The sequence below is a fragment of the Streptomyces sp. NPDC044921 genome (assembly GCF_056432865.1).
Window position 1 is genome coordinate 30344 of record NZ_JBWKIF010000015.1, and the last position, 16908, is coordinate 47251.

Annotated in this window: 20 protein-coding genes; 12 read left to right on the forward strand and 8 right to left on the reverse strand. The window is 74.1% G+C overall.

The genetic code is table 11. The features are described from left to right. The first annotated feature begins 216 nt into the window (after positions 1–216). Complete coding sequence (locus AC07DA_RS23130; protein WP_479130061.1) at positions 217–1209, forward strand: DMT family transporter; 993 nt, start codon at positions 217–219, stop codon at positions 1207–1209. Positions 1210–1212: 3 nt separating this feature from the next. Here AC07DA_RS23130 and AC07DA_RS23135 read toward each other — a convergent pair whose 3' ends face one another. Further along, a complete protein-coding gene (locus AC07DA_RS23135; protein WP_479130063.1) occupies positions 1213–1899 on the reverse strand; it encodes a pyridoxamine 5'-phosphate oxidase family protein in 687 nt (228 codons plus the stop codon). A gap of 34 nt (positions 1900–1933) precedes the next feature. On the opposite strand from AC07DA_RS23135, the gene AC07DA_RS23140 reads away from it, so the two are divergent. Continuing rightward, positions 1934–3265: an aminotransferase class I/II-fold pyridoxal phosphate-dependent enzyme gene (locus tag AC07DA_RS23140; RefSeq protein WP_479130065.1), complete on the forward strand. Its 1332-nt coding sequence runs from the start codon at positions 1934–1936 to the stop codon at positions 3263–3265. Here the strand turns inward: AC07DA_RS23140 and AC07DA_RS23145 are convergent. Beyond that, positions 3256–4209 carry a DMT family transporter gene (locus AC07DA_RS23145; RefSeq protein WP_479130067.1) on the reverse strand — a complete coding sequence of 318 codons (954 nt, stop codon included), beginning with the start codon at positions 4207–4209 and terminating at the stop codon, positions 3256–3258. The two genes, AC07DA_RS23140 and AC07DA_RS23145, sit on opposite strands and share 10 nt — an antisense overlap. Positions 4210–4283: 74 nt before the next feature. On the opposite strand from AC07DA_RS23145, the gene AC07DA_RS23150 reads away from it, so the two are divergent. Beyond that, positions 4284–5186 carry a LysR family transcriptional regulator gene (locus tag AC07DA_RS23150; protein WP_479130068.1) on the forward strand — a complete coding sequence of 301 codons (903 nt, stop codon included), beginning with the start codon at positions 4284–4286 and terminating at the stop codon, positions 5184–5186. Positions 5187–5198: 12 nt separating this feature from the next. Here the strand turns inward: AC07DA_RS23150 and AC07DA_RS23155 are convergent, their stop codons facing one another. Then, positions 5199–5669 (reverse strand): pyridoxamine 5'-phosphate oxidase family protein, encoded by a 471-nt coding sequence (locus AC07DA_RS23155; protein ID WP_479130070.1) that lies wholly within the window; start codon positions 5667–5669, stop codon positions 5199–5201. 137 nt (positions 5670–5806) lie between these two features. Here AC07DA_RS23155 and AC07DA_RS23160 point away from each other — a divergent pair, with 137 nt between their 5' ends. Beyond that, the gene (locus AC07DA_RS23160; RefSeq protein WP_479130072.1) at positions 5807–6460 is read left to right on the forward strand and encodes a cysteine hydrolase family protein; all 654 of its coding nucleotides are present in this window, start codon (positions 5807–5809) and stop codon (positions 6458–6460) included. On the opposite strand, the gene AC07DA_RS23165 is transcribed toward AC07DA_RS23160, so the two are convergent. Continuing rightward, on the reverse strand, positions 6447–6941 hold the full coding sequence (locus AC07DA_RS23165) for a Rieske (2Fe-2S) protein (protein ID WP_479130073.1): 495 nt from the start codon (positions 6939–6941) through the stop codon (positions 6447–6449). The two genes, AC07DA_RS23160 and AC07DA_RS23165, sit on opposite strands and share 14 nt — an antisense overlap. A gap of 212 nt (positions 6942–7153) precedes the next feature. On the opposite strand from AC07DA_RS23165, the gene AC07DA_RS23170 reads away from it, so the two are divergent. Further along, positions 7154–7909 carry a HipA family kinase gene (locus AC07DA_RS23170; protein WP_479130074.1) on the forward strand — a complete coding sequence of 252 codons (756 nt, stop codon included), beginning with the start codon at positions 7154–7156 and terminating at the stop codon, positions 7907–7909. Continuing rightward, a complete protein-coding gene (locus tag AC07DA_RS23175; RefSeq protein ID WP_479130075.1) occupies positions 7906–8319 on the forward strand; it encodes a DUF3037 domain-containing protein in 414 nt (137 codons plus the stop codon). Before AC07DA_RS23170 ends, AC07DA_RS23175 begins: the two co-directional genes overlap by 4 nt. Before the next feature lie 24 nt (positions 8320–8343). Here the strand turns inward: AC07DA_RS23175 and AC07DA_RS23180 are convergent, their stop codons facing one another. Beyond that, complete coding sequence (locus tag AC07DA_RS23180; RefSeq protein WP_479130076.1) at positions 8344–8832, reverse strand: excalibur calcium-binding protein; 489 nt, start codon at positions 8830–8832, stop codon at positions 8344–8346. A 230-nt stretch (positions 8833–9062) separates the two neighbouring features. Here AC07DA_RS23180 and fabG point away from each other — a divergent pair, with 230 nt between their 5' ends. The 5 genes from fabG to AC07DA_RS23205 all read left to right on the forward strand — a co-directional run bounded on the left by fabG (position 9063) and on the right by AC07DA_RS23205 (position 13820). Continuing rightward, entirely contained in the window at positions 9063–9824 is a 762-nt protein-coding gene (gene fabG / locus AC07DA_RS23185; protein ID WP_479130077.1) for a 3-oxoacyl-ACP reductase FabG, read from the forward strand. Between the two features lie 12 nt (positions 9825–9836). After that, the gene (locus AC07DA_RS23190; RefSeq protein ID WP_479130078.1) at positions 9837–10595 is read left to right on the forward strand and encodes an SDR family oxidoreductase; all 759 of its coding nucleotides are present in this window, start codon (positions 9837–9839) and stop codon (positions 10593–10595) included. A 196-nt stretch (positions 10596–10791) separates the two neighbouring features. Beyond that, entirely contained in the window at positions 10792–12378 is a 1587-nt protein-coding gene (locus AC07DA_RS23195; RefSeq protein ID WP_479130079.1) for an ABC transporter substrate-binding protein, read from the forward strand. Between the two features lie 92 nt (positions 12379–12470). Beyond that, positions 12471–13154, forward strand: a complete 684-nt coding sequence (ung, locus tag AC07DA_RS23200) for a uracil-DNA glycosylase (protein ID WP_479130080.1) — start codon at positions 12471–12473, stop codon at positions 13152–13154. Positions 13155–13328: 174 nt separating this feature from the next. Continuing rightward, positions 13329–13820: a hypothetical protein gene (locus tag AC07DA_RS23205; RefSeq protein ID WP_479130081.1), complete on the forward strand. Its 492-nt coding sequence runs from the start codon at positions 13329–13331 to the stop codon at positions 13818–13820. An 8-nt stretch (positions 13821–13828) separates the two neighbouring features. Here AC07DA_RS23205 and AC07DA_RS23210 read toward each other — a convergent pair whose 3' ends face one another. From AC07DA_RS23210 to AC07DA_RS23220, 3 genes are all read right to left on the reverse strand, one after another. After that, complete coding sequence (locus AC07DA_RS23210) at positions 13829–14377, reverse strand: hypothetical protein (protein WP_479130082.1); 549 nt, start codon at positions 14375–14377, stop codon at positions 13829–13831. Between the two features lie 112 nt (positions 14378–14489). Beyond that, positions 14490–15002: a DinB family protein gene (locus AC07DA_RS23215; protein WP_479130083.1), complete on the reverse strand. Its 513-nt coding sequence runs from the start codon at positions 15000–15002 to the stop codon at positions 14490–14492. Positions 15003–15045: 43 nt separating this feature from the next. Further along, positions 15046–15636 (reverse strand): TetR/AcrR family transcriptional regulator, encoded by a 591-nt coding sequence (locus AC07DA_RS23220; protein ID WP_479130084.1) that lies wholly within the window; start codon positions 15634–15636, stop codon positions 15046–15048. An 80-nt stretch (positions 15637–15716) separates the two neighbouring features. On the opposite strand from AC07DA_RS23220, the gene AC07DA_RS23225 reads away from it, so the two are divergent. Then, positions 15717–16901: an FAD-dependent monooxygenase gene (locus AC07DA_RS23225; RefSeq protein WP_479130085.1), complete on the forward strand. Its 1185-nt coding sequence runs from the start codon at positions 15717–15719 to the stop codon at positions 16899–16901. The last annotated feature ends 7 nt before the right edge of the window (positions 16902–16908 follow it).

Consider the following 16908-nt stretch of genomic DNA (forward strand, 5'->3'; position numbering starts at 1 on the left):
CCTTCGAACGCACGCGTTCTCCCGCCTCCGGCCGCCTGAAGGCGGGCCCTCCGGAATCCGCGCCCGGCGCTCTCGCCGCCGGGCCGAACGGTGCTGCCCGCAGACGAAGTCCGCGGACCCCGCTGATCGCGTCCGATCCGGGGCCCTTCCCGAACTTCCGCGCACCGCCGCCGCCCCAGAGGCGCCGCGCGCCGTGCGCGTCTGCGGAGAGAACACGTGTCGAACACCGCCTCCGGCCTGCCCATCGGGCGAGGCCTTCTGTATCTGATCGTCGCCGGTGCCGCCTGGGGCACCGCGGGCGCGGCCGCCTCCCTGGTCTACCGGGCCAGTGACCTGGGGCCCGTCGCCCTGTCGTTCTGGCGCTGCGCCGCCGGTCTCGTGCTCCTGCTGGCCGTACGCCTGCTGCGGCCGCGCACCGCGACCGCCGCACCCGAGCCGCTTCGCCGCAGGGCCGTGCGGGCCGCTGTCACCGGGCTCGGGCTCGCGGTGTTCCAGACGGCCTACTTCGCGGCCGTCTCCGCGACGGGCCTCGCCGTCGCCACGGTCGTGACCCTGGGCGCCGGGCCCGTGCTCATCGCGCTCGGCGCGCGGCTGACCCTGGCCGAACGCCTGGGCCGGGGCGGGGTGGCCGCCGTCGCGGGGGCCCTCGCCGGGCTCGGCGTCCTGGTCCTGGGCGGCGGTGGCGCGACCGTACGCCCCGCGGGTGTGCTGCTGGCCCTGCTGTCGGCGGCCGGATACAGCGTGATGACGCTGCTCACCCGGCGGTGGGGCCGGGACGGCGCGGCCGACGCCTCCCGGACGACCGTCGAGGCGTTCGCCGTGACCAGCCTGTGCCTGCTGCCGTTCGCGCTCGCCGAAGGGCTGGTGCCGCACACCGCCGAGCCCGGGCTGCTGCTGGCCCTGCTGGGGTACGTCGCCGCCGTGCCCACCGCGCTCGCCTACGGCCTCTACTTCGCGGGCGCGGCCGTGGTCCGGTCCGCCACCGTGTCGGTGATCATGCTGCTGGAACCGGTGAGCGCGGCGGTGCTCGCCGTCGTGCTGCTCGGTGAGCGGCTGACGCCGGCGACGGTGGCCGGAACCCTGTTGCTGCTGGGATCGGTGGCGGGACTCGCCGTGGGGGAGGCGCGCACGCCGCGGGAACGGGTGGTGCTCGTCCGGCGGCGGCCGCGGCAGGCCGCCGGCCGCTCGCGCAGTTCCCTGCGCCCCTAGGGGTCACCTGCCCCGGAGGTAGTCGGGCAGCTCCGTGCCGGCGGCCAGCGCGGGGTCGGGGAGGGGGGTGCCGTAGGTCTTCCGGACCGGGACGACCCCGGCCCAGTGCGGGAGGGCGAGGTCCTCCGGCTCGTCGTTGACGCCGCCGGTGCGGAGCTTGGCGGAGACCTCGTCGAGTTCCAGGCGGAGCACGGCCGTGGCGGCGAGCTCCTTCTTGTTGGCCGGCCGGGAGTCCGCCGAGCGGCCGGGGACGACATGGTCGACCAGGGCGTCCAGGGCGCGGCGCTTCTCCTCCGGGTCCGTCACGTCCCGGGCGACGCCGTGCACCACCACGGAGCGGTAGTTGATCGAGTGGTGGAAGGCCGAGCGGGCCAGGACCAGGCCGTCGACGTGGGTGACCGTCAGACAGACCGGCAGGCCCGGGTCGGCCTGGCCGGCCGCCCGCAGCGGGCGCGAACCCGTCGAGCCGTGCACGTAGAGCAGCTCGCCGACCCGGGCGTACAGCGTGGGCAGCACGACGGGCGCGCCGTCGCGGACGAAGCCGAGGTGGCAGACGTAGGACTCGTCGAGTATCGCGTGCACCAGTTCCCGGTCGTAGGAGGCCCGGTCGGGGGACCGGGTGGGAACGGTGCGGTCGGTCGGCGGGTAGGCGGTCGCGGGCTGCGACGGCGTCCCGGTGGTCCCCTGCATGGCGCTCCTTTTGTACTAGTGCATAATGTGTTTTGTGCTAGGAGACTATCCGGTCAGTGGGCGTCGCGCGGCGGACATCTCCGCGAGTGTGGAGCGGGCGGTGGGCGCCGGTGCGCTGCGGCCGGGGCAACTGCTGCCGCCCATGCGGGAGTTGGCGGAGCGGCTGGGGGTGAATCCCAACACGGTCGCGGCCGCCTACCGGACCCTGCGGGAGCGGGGTGTCATCGAGACCGCGGGCCGGCGCGGCAGCCGGGTGCGGCCCGCGCCGGCCACGACCGGCCGGGACCACATCCGAATCGACGTCCCCGAGGGTGTGCGGGACGTGGCGAGCGGCAACCCGGACCCCGCCCTGCTGCCGCCGCTCGCCGGCGCGTTCGCGGCCGCCGCCGCCGAGGGCGACCGCGCGCCCGTGCTCTACGGGGCCGAGCCGCTGGACCCGCGGCTGGCCCGGATCACCCGTGCCGGTTTCGACGCCGACGGCGTCCCGGACGGCCCGCTCGCCGTGGTCTCCGGTGCCCTGGACGGGGTCGAGCGGGTGCTGGCGGCCCACCTCAAGCCCGGTGACACCGTCGCCGTCGAGGACCCCGGCTGGGGCCGCACCCTGGATCTCGTGCCGGCGCTCGGACTGCGGACCGTGCCCGTCGGCGTCGACGACGAGGGGCCGCGTCCGGACGACGTGCGCCGGGCACTGGAAGCGGGGGTGCGTGCCCTGATCGTCACCGACCGGGCGCAGAACCCCACCGGCGCGGCGGTGAGCGGTCCGCGCGCGCGTGCGCTGCGGTCCCTGCTCCGCGCGCACCCGGAGGTCCTGCTCGTCGAGGACGACCACGGCCACGGCATCGTCGACGTTCCCCTCCGTCCGCTGGCCGGGGCCACCCGGCACTGGGCGTTCGTCCGCTCGGCCGCCAAGGCCTACGGCCCCGATCTGCGCCTCGCCCTGCTCACCGGGGACGCCGTCACCGTCGACCGGGTCCGCGGCCGGCAGCGGCTCGGGCCCGGCTGGGTGAGCCGGTTGATGCAACGGGCCCTGGTGCGCCTCTGGGACGACGGCGCGGTCGACACGCGGGAGGTGGCGGCGGCGTACGGGCGGCGGCGGGAGGCGCTGATCGGCGCGCTCGGCCGGCGCGGTGTCGCGGCGCACGGGCGCAGCGGCATGAACGTGTGGGTGCCGGTACCGGACGAGACGGGAGCGGTCGCGCGGCTGCTGCACGCCGGCTGGGCCGTGGCGCCCGGCGCCCGCTTCCGGATGAGCGCGCCGCCCGGCATCAGGGTCACCGTCTCGACGCTCACGGAGCGGGACGCCGAGGCCCTGGCCGAGGCGATCGCCTCGGCCCTCGGTCCGGCCCCGCAGCGCAGCTACGGCTGAGGAACCGCCCGGGGCTTCGGCCGCACCTGCGTCAGCGCCGCCCCCGCCAGGACGATCACCGCCCCGACCGGGGTCGACCAGGCGAGGGACTCGCCCAGGAGCGCCACGCCCGCGGCCGTGGCGATGACGGGGACGAAGTAGGTGACCATCTGGGCGGTCGTCGGGCCGACCTCGGCGACCAGGCCGTACTGGAGGAGCACCGCGAGGCCGGTGCCCAGGGCGCCCAGGGCGGCGACGGCCAGCAGCGGCACGGCGGGCAGGCCGGCGGGCGGGGTCGTGAACAGCGGGGTGACCACGGCCAGTTGGGCCGTCGCCACCAGCAGCTGCGCGCCGGTCATGGACAGGTGCGAGTGGGCGGTGCCGGCCAGGGTGCGGCGGACGTAGATCCAGCCGACCGGGTAGCTGAGGGAACCCAGCAGGGCCAGCGACGTGCCCGTGGCGTCCAGGCCGTCGAAGCCCTGCCAGGCGCCCAGCACGGTCAGCACACCCAGGAAGCCCAGCCCGAGCCCCGCCACCCGCACCCGGGTCGGGCGGTCCTCCGACAGGGCGACCAGCGACAGGGCCATGCCCCACAGCGGCGAGGTCGCGTTGCAGATGCCCGCCAGCGTGGACGGGATCGTCAGCTCCGCGTAGGCGAACAGGGAGAACGGCAGGGCGTTGAGCAGGAACGCGGCGACCGCCAGATGACCCCAGGTGCGGGCGCCGCGCGGCAGTCGCTCGCGCCGGACCGCCATCGCGGCGGCCAGCACGGCCGTGCCGAACACCAGCCGGCCGAGCGTCACCTGGAACGGGGCGTACCCCTCGGTGCCCACCTTGATCAGGAGGAAGCTGAAGCCCCAGATCAGGGACAGGGCGGCGAACCGCAGGCGCCAGTCGAGGCGGCGGCGCGAGGGCGTGGGCGGGACGGTGGCGGCCCGGCCGGGCGAGGTGGTGACGGTGGTCATGGACACCACGATGCGAGACCGGATCTCGTAGCACAATCGAGAATTCGCACCCGGTATTGCGTAGCATTGCTTACATGTTGTCTCTGGAGCGCCTGCGCACCCTCGACGCCCTCGCCCGGCACGGCTCGGTCAGCGGTGCGGCCGAGGGCCTGCACATCACGACCTCAGCCGTCTCCCAGCAGCTGTCCAAGCTGGAGCGTGAGGTCGGTCAGCAACTCCTCGCCAGGAACGGCAGGGGCGTGCGGCTCACCGACGCGGGCCGGCTGCTCGCCGAGCACGCGGCACGGATCCTGTCCCAGGTGGAACTGGCCCAGTCCGACCTGGAGGCGCAGCGCGGGCAGGTCGTCGGCGAGCTGCGCCTGGCGGCGTTCCCGACCGCCGCCCGCGGTCTGTTCCCGCAGGCGCTGTCCGCCCTGCGCGAGCGGCACCCGGGGCTGCGGCTGCGCTCCTGCGAGCTGGAACCGGAACAGGGCATCGCCCGAGTCGTGCGCGGCGACCTGGACCTCGCCGTGGTGCTCGACTGGTACAACAAGCCGATGGCGCTGCCCGAGGGCCTGGTCAAGGCGTCGATCCTGGACGACCCGGCCGACGTGGCGATGCCGGCGGGCCATCGGCTCGCCGGGCGCGAGGAGGTGGACCTCGGCGAGTTCGCCGACGACGAGTGGATCACCTGGGGCGACGGCGAGTTCTGCCACGAGTGGCTGATGTTCACGCTCCGCTCGAAGGGCATCGAGCCCATCGTCGGCCACCGCGCGGCCGAGGCCCACACGCAGCTCGGGCTGGTCGCCGCGGGCCTCGGGGTGTGCATCGCGCCGCTGCTGGGCCGCCACCCGGTGCCCGACGGGGTGGTGACGGTCCCGGTGACCCAGCGGGTCCGGCGCCACGTGTACGTCGTCTGGCGCGCGGACGCCGACCGCCGTCCGTCGATCCGGGCCGCGGTCGAGGCCCTGCGGGCGGCGGGCCGGAGCGTCGGCTGACGCGGCCGGGGCCTACTGCCCGGCCAGCTTGCGGAAGTCCCAGGAGACGATCTTCCGCGGGGTCAGCCGCAGCCAGGCGTGCCGGCCGTCGTGCGGCATCTCCTCCAGGCCGAAGTTCTTCCGCGCGAACAGCGTCTCGGGCACGTCGAGTTCGGCCCGCAGCTCGCCCGTGCGCGGGATCTCGCCGACGAACTCGACGGTGCCCGACAACTCGGCGCCGCGCAGCTCGTCGTACTCCTCACCGGTGTCGACCACGATCGCGACGCGCGGATCGCGCCGCAGGTCGGCCCAGCGCTTGGAACGCACGACCGAGTACAGCCACATCGAGGTGCCGTCCCAGGCGAACCACAGCGTGCTCACGTGCGGGGCGCCGTCGGCCGAGACCGTGGCCACCCGGCAGGTGCGCTGCGTGGTGAGGAAATCGTCCAGCTCGCCCGGCGTCATCATGATCTTCCGGCCCCGGCGCTGCTGCGTGACGGTCATGCTCCCCCTCTTTCCTTCTCTCACGTCGTGTCAGAGGAGATCCTCTGACATCACGCCAGAAAAGCATGGGTCGTCTTCCGTCCGCGCGCAACGGTGGCTACGCTCGCCCGACCGGTCGCCGGCGACAGGGGGAAGCCGTGCCCTCGTACCAAGCGCTCAGCGAGCTCCTCGACCCACCGACCACCGCGCTGCTCACCGTCGAGTGCCAGGAAGGCGTCGTCGGACGGCACAGCGCGCTGCCCGAACTCGCCGCCGCGGCACGCTCCGGCGGGGTGCTCGGCAACATCGCCCGGCTCGTGGCCGCCGCCCACGAAGCGGGCGTCCAGGTCGTCCACGCCGTCGCCGAGCGCCGCCCCGACGGGCGCGGCGCGAGCCGCAACGCCCGCCTCTTCCGCGCCGCCGAACGGCTGCCCGTCCAGCAGCTGTCCGGCACGCCGGCGGTGCGCGTGGCCGCCCCGATCGAGGTCACCGCGCAGGACCTCGTCGTACGGCGCCTGCACGGGCTGTCGCCGCTGCAGGGCACCGACGTCGACCCACTGCTGCGCAACCTGGGGTGCCGCACGCTGGTCGTCACCGGGGTGTCGGCCAACGTGGCGGTCCCCAACGCCGTGTTCGACGCCGTGAACCGCGGCTACACCGCCGTCGTCCCGGCCGACGCCATCGCGGGAGTGCCGTCCGACTACACCCCCGCGATGATCCGCCACACCCTCGCGCTGGTCGCCACGGTCGCGACCACGGACGAGGTGCTGGCGTGCTTCACGCGTCCATGCGACGGGCTCAGGCGAGCGTGATCGAGTCCCCGTCGACGGTGATCTTCATCTCGGGCAGCGGCTTGGTCGCCGGACCGCTCTTCACACTGCCGTCGGCGATGGAGAAGTTGCTGTTGTGACAGGGGCAGTTGATGACACCGTCGGCGATGCTCTTCACCGCGCAGCCCTGATGGGTGCAGATGGCCGAGAACGCCTTGAACTCACCCGCGGTCGGCTGCGTGACGACCACCTTCCGGTCGGCGAAGACCTTGCCGCCGCCCTCGGGGATGTCCGCCGTCGACGCGAGCGCGCCGCCGCCCGCGGCGTCGCCCCCTCCGCTCGACGGGGTGCTGCCCGCCCCCTGGTCGCCCTGGGCGGTGCCGGAGGAGTCCGCGGAACCGGACGAGCCGTCGTCCGAGCCTCCGCACGCGGTCAGCGCGACGGCGAGACCCGCCGCTCCGGCCGCCGCCACGACGGTACGGCGGGCGGGACCCGATGCGGGCTGGAGCGATGCGCTGGTCATACTGGCGTTTCCCTTCGGGAGGGTTTCGAGGAACTGCCGGGAGGTACGGCCCCGGCGGACCGCCTGTTCAGACGGTGCCGAAATCCTCACCCGGCCGGAGGCAGCTGAGCATAAAACCTCGCTGTCGGTTCGCTGTCGGTTCGCCGGCTGTCTCCCGCCCGCCGCCGCGGTGCCGGTGCGGGGGCCGGCCGATGCGTCAGTAACCTGGGGCGATGCTCAAGGAAGTGATCGCGACCCGCTTCATCACGCCGCTGCGCGAGGGCGGTTCGCTGCCGGGCCTGGTCGAGGCCGACGACCTCGGGACGTACGTCCTGAAGTTCACCGGCGCGGGGCAGGGCCGCAAGACGCTCGTCGCCGAGGTGGTCTGCGGGGAACTGGCGCGCCGGCTCGGGCTGCGGGTGCCGCGCCTGGTGACCGTCGAACTCGACGCCGAGCTGGGGCTGGGCGAACCCGACGAGCAGGTGCAGAGCCTGCTGAGGTCCAGCGGCGGCACCAACCTCGGCATGGACTTCCTCTCCGGCGCGCTCGGCTTCGACCCGCTCGCCTTCCGGGTGAGCCCCGAGGAGGCCGGCCGGATCGTCTGGTTCGACGCGCTGGTCAACAACGTCGACCGGTCCTGGCGCAACCCCAACCTGCTGATGTGGCGGGGCGAACTGTGGCTCGTCGACCACGGGGCGACCGTGATCTGGCACCACAACTGGCCCGGCGCCGAAACCTCGGCGGGCCGCCCGTACGACGCCTCCGACCACGCGCTCGCCCCCTTCGCACCGGACATCCGCGCCGCGGCGGCCGAGCTGGCGCCCCGCGTCACCGAGCAACTCCTCGCCGGCGTCACGGCCTGCGTCCCGGACGCCTGGCTCGCGGACGAGCCCGGCTTCGACGCGCCGGACGACCTGCGGCGGGCCTACGCGCGACCGCTGCTCGCCCGGGCCGCCGTCATCCACGACCGCATCCAGGGGATCAAGTGAGCGACCGGCACATCATCAAGGGCGGGCCGCGCGACCGCCAGGTCTACGAGTACGCCGTCCTGCGCGTCGTGCCGCGCGTCGAACGCGGCGAGTGCATCAACGCGGGCGTCCTCGTCTACTGCCGCGCCGAGGCCTACGTCGGCGCGCGCACCCACCTGGACGAGGCCCGGCTGCTCGCCCTCGACCCGCAGGCGGACGTGGCCGGGGTCCGGGCCGCCCTGCGCGCGGTGGAGGGCGTCTGCGCGGGCGGCACCGCGGCGGGGCAGGCGGCGGCCGACGACCCCGGCCGCCGCTTCCGCTGGCTCGTCGCCCCCCGCTCCACGATCGTCCAGCCCGGCCCCGTCCACACGGGCCTGACCACGGATCCGGCGGCGGAGACGGAGCGGTTGCTGGACCTGCTGGTGCGGTAGCCGCGCGCGGGCCGGACCCGGCGGTCAGCGCCGGCGCCGGCGCCGGAGCAGGTAACCGGCCATGAGCGAGGCACCCGCTGCGAACGTCAGGCCCAGGCCGACGTCCCAGTCGCTCGGTCCCGAGGCCACCGCGCCGCCCACGCCGCCGCGCACCCCCTGGGACGGGGTGGCGGCGGGGGAGGCGCTGGGCGTCGGGGTGGTGACGCCGGGCGTGCCCGGGGCCGCGCTGGTCGGTGTGGCGGTCACGGCCGGAGACGGCCGCACGGGGGCCGTGGGGGAGATGATGCCCTGGTCGCGGCGCGGCAGCGCCTCGCAGGCGATGCCGTCGTCGGGTCCCCGGTCCTCGTCCAGTCGGTGCGGATCCGTCGGATCCGCGTCGAACACGGCCTGCGCGTCCTCCTGGAAGGCGAAATCGCGGCAGTCCCGGTCGGGCTGGGCATGAGCGGGGGCGGACAAGGGCACGATCGCGGCGATCGCGAACAGCGTGCCGATGACACCGGTGCGACGGCGCATGGTGCGCCTCCTTTCCGGCCACGAGTGGCTCGCGCTCCGACGCTAGGGCGGCGCGGACGGCGGCTGCCCGCGCTCGTGGGCCGTTCGGGTGGTCCGCGGCCCTGCGCCGGGCAGGTCGGCGCGGGTGATGGATCACATGCCGCGCCCGGCCGTTGACACCGCGTGCCAGGGCTTCTAGCGTCACACCCACTGAAGGTACTAAGCGGTCGCTCACCCGAGGAGAACGAGTCATGTCCACCACTGAGCAGCGGGTCGCCGTCGTCACCGGTGCCGCGCGCGGCATCGGCGCCGCCACCGCCGTACGACTGGCCGCCGAGGGCCGCGCGGTCGCCGTGCTCGACCTCGACGAGGCCGCCTGCAAGGACACCGTCGAGAAGATCACCGCCGCCGGGGGCAGGGCCGTCGCGGTCGGCTGCGACGTCTCCGACGAGGCACAGGTCGAGGCGGCCGTCGCACGGATCACCGAGGAGCTCGGCGCGCCGACCATCCTGGTCAACAACGCGGGCGTGCTGCGCGACAACCTGCTGTTCAAAATGAGCGTCTCCGACTGGGACACCGTCATGAACGTGCACCTGCGCGGCGCCTTCCTGATGTCCAGGGCGTGCCAGAAGCACATGGTCGACGCGGGCTTCGGCCGGATCGTCAACCTGTCCTCCTCCTCCGCGCTCGGCAACCGCGGCCAGGTCAACTACTCCGCCGCCAAGGCCGGTCTGCAGGGCTTCACCAAGACCCTCGCCAAGGAGCTCGGCAAGTTCGGCGTCACCGCCAACGCCGTCGCCCCCGGCTTCATCGCCACGGAGATGACCAAGGCCACCGCCGAGCGCGTCGGCATGGGCTTCGAGGACTTCAAGGCCGCCGCCGCCACCCAGATCCCGGTCGCCCGGGTCGGCGAGCCGGACGACATCGCCAACGCCATCGCCTTCTTCACCGGCGAGGCCGCCGGGTTCGTCTCCGGCCAGGTGCTGTACGTGGCCGGCGGACCGCTCGACTAAGGGACGGGGAACATGACTTCCGTGGAACTCTCCGGCAAGGTCGCCCTCGTCACGGGCGCCAGCCGCGGCATCGGCTACGGCGTCGCCGAGGCGCTCGTCGCGCGCGGCGACCGCGTCGTCATCACCGGCCGCAACGAGGACGCCCTCAAGGAGGCCGTCGACAGGCTCGGCGCCGACCGCGCGGTCCACGTGGCCGGCAAGGCGCACGACGAGGCCCACCAGGCCGTCGCCGTCGAGCGGGCGATGGAGGCCTTCGGCCGCGTCGACTTCCTGGTCAACAACGCCGGCACCAACCCGGTGTTCGGGCCGATGGCCGACCTCGACCTGAACGTGGCGCGCAAGGTCTTCGAGACCAACGTCGTCTCGGCGCTGGGCTTCGCCCAGAAGACCTGGCACGCCTGGCAGAAGGACAACGGCGGCGCGATCGTCAACATCGCCTCCGTCGCGGGCCTGTCGCCCTCGCCGTTCATCGGCGCGTACGGCGTCAGCAAGGCGGCGATGATCAACCTGACGGTGCAGCTCGCGCACGAGTTCGCGCCCAGGGTGCGGGTCAACGCGATCGCCCCCGCCGTGGTGAAGACCAAGTTCGCCCAGGCCCTGTACGAGGGGCGCGAGGAGGAGGCCGCCGCGGCCTACCCGCTCGGGCGGCTCGGCGTGCCCTCCGACATCGGCGGCGCGGCCGCGTTCCTCACCTCCGAGCAGTCGGACTGGGTCACCGGCCAGACGCTCGTCGTGGACGGCGGCATCTTCCTCAACGCCGGCACCGGCTGAGGCGGGCCGCCGCACCCCGGGGGCGCCCTGTGGACGGCACAGGGCGCCCCCGCCGCCGTGAATCCCCCCGCACAGGGCGATGACAACGTCGTCAGAGGTTTATCGATCAAGAGGTCAGGTCCCGGGGAGGGTCAGGGGGCGCGGCACTGCGGTATGGTCTGCCGACCCTTGGTATGGCAGATCGAGGAGCGTGCGCGTGTTCAACCGGAACCGAGGCCTGCGGCGGGTGGCGGCCATCGCGTCCCTATCGTCCCTGGTCGCCGGATGCGGCGTGCTGTCGTCCGACACCCCGGACGACGCGGGGCCGATCGTCGTCGGCACCACCAGTGCCCCCAGCACGCTCGATCCAGCCGCCTCCTGGGACAGCTCCTGGGAACTGTTCCGCAACATCTACCAGACGTTGCTGAGCTACCCCACCGGCGAGAGCGCGCCCCAGCCGGACGCCGCCGAGAAGTGCGGGTTCAGCGACGCCTCGAACCAGGTCTACCGCTGCGAGCTGCGCGAGGGCCTGAAGTTCTCCAACGGCGAGGCGCTCGACGCCCAGGCCGTGAAGCACTCGTTCGACCGGATACGCAAGATCAACGTCAACGGCGGCCCGGCCGGTCTGCTGGGCAGCCTCGAACGGGTCCAGGCACCGAACGACCGCGAGGTGGTCTTCCACCTCAACAAGCCCGACGCCACCTTCCCGTTCGTACTCGCGACGCCCGCGATGTCCATCGTCTCCCCGAAGGACTACCCGGAGAACAGCCTCCGCAAGAGCGGCGACGTCGTCGGCTCGGGGCCGTACACCCTCGACTCGTACGACGAGGGCGAGGAGGCCGTCCTCGTCAGGAACGACGCCTACCAGGGCTTCGCCGAGCGCCGGAACGACGCGGTCACCATCCGCTACTTCCAGGACTCCGGCGCCATGGTCAAGGCGCTGCGGGACAAGCAGATCGACGTGACCTACCGCGGTCTGGCCGCCGGAGACGTCGTCGACCTGCAGAGCAAGACCTCCAAGGAGGAGGAGATCCAGCTCGTCGAAGGCACCGGCACGGACATCAACTACCTGGTGTTCAACCCGAAGGACCCCTGGGCGAACAAGAAGGCCGTGCGCCAGGCCATCGCGCAGGTCGTCGACCGCGCCGCGATCGCCCACAAGGTCTACAAGGACACCGTGGACCCGCTCTACTCCATGGTCCCCAAGGGCCTCACCGGCCACACCACCGGTTTCTTCGACGACTACGGCGACCCCGACGTCGCCAAGGCCCGCAAGATCCTCACCGAGGCCGGCATCAACCAGAAGGTCCCGCTCACCTTCTGGTACACGAGCGACCGCTACGGCTCCGAGACCGCCGCCGAGTTCAAGGAACTGGAGCGGCAGCTGGAGGACTCCGGCCTGTTCTCCATCAGCCTCAAGAGCCGCCCCTGGAAGACCTACGTCGAGGGCTACCAGAAGGGCGAGTACCCGGTCTTCGGGCGCGGCTGGTTCCCCGACTTCCCGGACGCCGAGAACTTCATCGCGCCGTTCGTCGGCGAGCAGAACGCCCTGGGCACGCCCTACCCGGCGCCCGAGATCACCGGCGACCTGCTGCCCCGCTCGCGCCGCGAGAGCGACCGCGCGAACGTGGAGAAGGAGTTCGAGGAGGCCCAGCGGATCCTGGTGGACGACGCGCGGCTGCTGCCGCTGTGGCAGGGCCGGCAGTACGTGGCGGCGAGCCGGGACGTCTCGGGCGCCGAGCGGGCCCTGGACCCCTCGACGATCATGATGATGTGGGAGCTGCACCGCAAGACCGCCTGGTAGCGGTCGGGCGGCCGGCGTTCCCCGGCGCGTTGTCAGTGGTCGCCGGTAGGTTCTGAGGCCTGCAAGTGACCGCACATCGTGAGGACGTTGACGTGACCGACATCGCCATGCTGCCCGAGTCCTGGCGCGGGGTTCTGGGCGACGAGCTGCAGCAGCCCTGGTTCAAGGAGCTGACGGAGTTCGTCGAGGAGGAGCGGGCGAAGGGTCCCGTCTACCCGCCGCGCGAGGAGGTCTTCGCGGCGCTGGACGCCACGCCGTACGACCGGGTCAAGGTGCTGATCCTCGGTCAGGACCCGTACCACGGCGAGGGCCAGGGCCACGGGCTGTGCTTCTCGGTCCGCCCCGGGGTGCGGATCCCGCCGTCCCTGCGCAACATCTACAAGGAGATGCACGAGGAGCTCGGCACCCCGATCCCGGACAACGGCTACCTGATGCCGTGGGCCCGCCAGGGGGTGCTGCTGCTCAACGCGGTGCTCACGGTCCGCGGCGGCGAGGCCAACTCGCACAAGGGCCGGGGCTGGGAGAAGTTCACCGACGCCGTGATCCGCGCCGTGGCCGAGCGCCCCGACCCGGCGGTGTTCGTCCTGTGGGGGAACTACGCGCAGAAGAAGCTCCCGCTGATCGACGAGACCCGGCACGCGGTGGTCAAGGGCGCGCACCCCTCGCCCCTGTCGGCGAAGAAGTTCTTCGGCTCACGCCCGTTCACGCAGATCAACGCGGCGGTGGCGGCGCAGGGCCACGAGCCGATCGACTGGACGATCCCGGACCTGGGCTGACGACACCGGCGGCGGACCCACCGGGCTCGGACGGGGCGGCGGACCCGCGGGGCACGGACGGGGCACCGCCCCGCCGGGTTCCGACGGGGCGGTGCCCGGAGCCGCCTGAGCCGGATCGCCTCCCCGTGCGGCTAGCGTCGGGACGAACAATCCGGCGAGTGCGCGGAGGTCGTCGTGGCGGAGCGGCAGGGTCAGGCGGCGCCGGACGCCGTGCTGACGCGGATCGGGCAGGTCGTCATGCTGCACCACGCGGGGGACCGGGAGGAGGCCCGCCGCCGTCTGCTGGACCTGTGGGCGGAGGTCGGCGAGCACGGCGACCCGCTCCACCGCTGCACCCTCGCCCACTACCTGGCCGACACCCAGGACGATCCCGCGGACGAACTGGCCTGGGACCTGCGCGCGCTGACGGCGGCGGAGGAGGCCGGGCGGCGGGCACCCGGGGTGAGCGCGTTCTACCCCTCGCTGCACCTGAACCTGGCGGACGACTACGCCGGACTCGGCCGGTTCGAGGCCGCCCGCACGCACCTGCGGTGGGCCCGGGAAGCCGCCGCAGCCCTCCCCGGCGACCGCTACGGCCAGGGCGTGCGGGCGGCCATCGGACGGCTTCAGGCCCGCCTGGGAGAGGGCGGCGGCGGGGCGTGGGCGCCACCGCGGCAGCGGCCCTGAGCCGGCGGTCAACGCCCATAGGTGTCCCGGCAGATCGTCGCCTCCGGGCTGTCCGCACGCCAGCCGCCGTACCGCCGGCCCAGCGCGCACACGTCCGTGCTGTCGCGGGCCTGACCGCGAACCTCCTGCCGCACCGACTCCGCGACGTCCGGGAGGTCGGCGCGCGGCCGCCGAGGGCTGCGGCGGGCGGGCTCGGGGCGGTCCGGGCGGACGGGCCGGGTCCGCGCCGGGGGCCGGTCGGACGGCGGCCCCTGCCGCCGTGCCGTGTCCGCCGGGGGCGCGGCCGGTCCGGTCGCGGACGGTCGGGCCGTGGACGGGCCGGTTCCGGGTGTGGCCGGCGCCGGGTGGCGGGAGCCCTCCTCGATGAGCTGCAGGGCCTCGCGGGCCGGTGCCTGCACGATCTGCGTCTGCGTCCGCCCTTCGGGCTGCGGCAGCGGCGGCCGGGAGGGTGCCGCCGGGGGCCCGGGCGCGGGGGGACGCTGGACCGTCGTACAGCCGGCCAGGGCCGAGACAGCCACGGTCACCAGGAGCGTCGCTGTGGTCGTCGTTCGATGCACCCGCGCCACTCTGGTGCGTCCGGACCGCACCCGGGAGGCGGACAGACGCAGGATGCCCCGCACGGGTGATGTCCCGCCCCGTACGGAGGGTGCCGGCCCGCCGGGGCTGACGTCAGTCGCCGGTCGCGCCGTCGATGCGCTCGCGGATCAGGTCGGCGTGGCCGTTGTGCCGGGCGTACTCCTCGATCATGTGCGTGTAGAGCCACCGCAGGTTGTACCGCTCGCCGGTGCGCCGGTGCTTGCCCTCGGTGATGTCGTCCAGGCCGAAGCGGGCCGCGTTGCGGCGGGCGGCCTCGATCTCGCGCCGCCAGGTGGCGTGGGCCTCCTCCCAGGTGTCCTCCCCGGTGAGGTGGAACTCGCCGTCCGTGTCCTCGTCGCTCCAGTACAGGGGCGGTGCGTCCTCGTCGGCCAGCACCCGGCGGAACCAGCTGCGCTCCACGTCCGCCATGTGCCGGACCAGGCCCATCAGGGACAGCTCCGAAGGGGGCGCGGAGGCGGTCCTGAGCTGCTCGTCGCTCAGACCCTCGCACTTCCACGCGAGGGTCTGCCGGTGGAAGTCCAGCCACCCCTCGAGCATGGTGCGTTCGTCGGCGGTCGTGGCGGGCATGCGGCGTTCGGTCGTCATGGGGCCATCCTTTCCCGGCGCGCCGCCCCGAACCACGGGTTTTTCAGCCCCGCAGCATCCCCTCCAGCAGTTCCCGCAGGCCGGCCCGCACCTCGTCCAGACTCGGGGGCGTCGCGCCGAACGACCCCGCCACGCAGCTGAACATCAGCCCGTCCGCCCAGGCGATCAGCGACAGGGTGTGCCGCTCCGGCGCCGTCGAGCCCAGGCCGGTGACCAGGGCGGTGAGCTGGTCGCGGAAGCGGGCGCCCGTCGCGTCGAAGAAGGCCCGCAGCTCCGGGCGGCGCGTCGCCTCCAGAGCCAGTTCGTAGCGGGCCAGCGTGAGGGCGCGGTGGCCCGTCAGGGCCCGGTGGGCCGCGCGGGCCAGGGCGTCCAGCAGCGACTCGGTCCCGGCGCGGGGGTCCGGCATCTCGTGCAGCGCGAGCACCCGGGCCTCGCGCTCGGCCAGCCGCCGCACCGCCAGCTCCAGCAGGGCCTGCCGGCTCCGCGCGACGTTCGACGTGGAGCCCTGGGGCAGCCCCGCCGCCTCGTCGACCGCCCGGTGGGTCAGGCCGCGCATCCCGCGCTCGGCGAGCAGGGCGAGGGCGGCGTCGGCGACGAGGTCGGCGCGGGAGGGGCCGGTGCTGCGTACGGACATGACGGCCACGCTACCGGTTTCACTACGGCTGTAGTAACGTCATACGCCTACTACAGGTGTAGTGACCGCGAGGAGGGGCCATGGCAACGTCGAGGAGGGCCGTCGTGATCGGCGGCGGGATCGGGGGGCTGACCGCGGCGGCGGCCCTGCACGCGCGCGGCTGGCGGGTCACCGTGCTGGAGAGGGCCCGCTCGCTGGAGCCGGTCGGCGCGGCCATCTCACTCGCTCCCAACGCCCTGCGCGCGCTGGACGTCGTCGGACTCGGCGACGAGATCCGCGCCCTCGCCGCCTGGGCGGGTGACGGCGGTCTGCGCACCCCGGGCGGACGGTGGCTCGCGCGCACCTGTGCCGAGGCCGCCGCCGCGCGCTTCGGCGGACCGCTCGTACTGCTGCACCGCGCCACCCTCATCGCCGGCCTCGCCTCCCGGCTCCCGCCGGACACCGTCCGCACGGCCGCCGCGGCGGCGCTCGCCGATCCGGGCGACCCCCACCGGCCCGCCCGTGTCACCACGCCCGACGGTGAGCTGGAGGCCGACCTCGTGGTGGGCGCGGACGGCATCCACTCCGCCGTGCGCCGCGCGCTGTTCCCCCGGCACCCGGGACCCGTCTACTCCGGCTTCACCACCTGGCGGATCGTGATCCCCGTGCCCGGAGCGCGGTTCGCCTCGCACGAGACCTGGGGCCGGGGCCGCATCTGGGGCACGCACCCGCTCAAGGACGGCCGGGTCTACGCCTACGCCGCCGCCGTGACCCCGGCCGGGCAGCACGCACCGGACGACGAGAGGGCCGAACTGCTGCGCCGCTTCGGCGACTGGCACGCGCCGATCCCGGCCGTGCTCGCCGCCGCCCGCCCCGGTGACGTGCTGCGCCACGACGTGCACCACATCGCCGACCCCCTGCCCGCCCACCACCTCGGCCGGGTCGCCCTGGTCGGCGACGCCGCGCACGCCATGCCGCCGACGCTGGGCCAGGGCGGCAACCAGGCCATCGAGGACGCGGTCGTGCTGGCGCACCACTGCGACGACCTGGCCGCCTACACCGCCGCCCGGCTGCCCCGCACGACCGCCGTCGCGCGCCGGGCGGTGCGGGTCGCCCGCCTCAACCTCATGACCGGCCGCGCCGGGACCGCCGTGCGCGACACCGCCATGGCCGCGCTGTCCAGGACCGCGCCCGCCCTGTTCCTGTGCGGCTTCGACGGCATCGCCGACTGGCGGCCGCCGCGGCGCCCGTATGCTTCGCAGCAGGCCCCGGCAGGCAACCACTAGAGGAGAG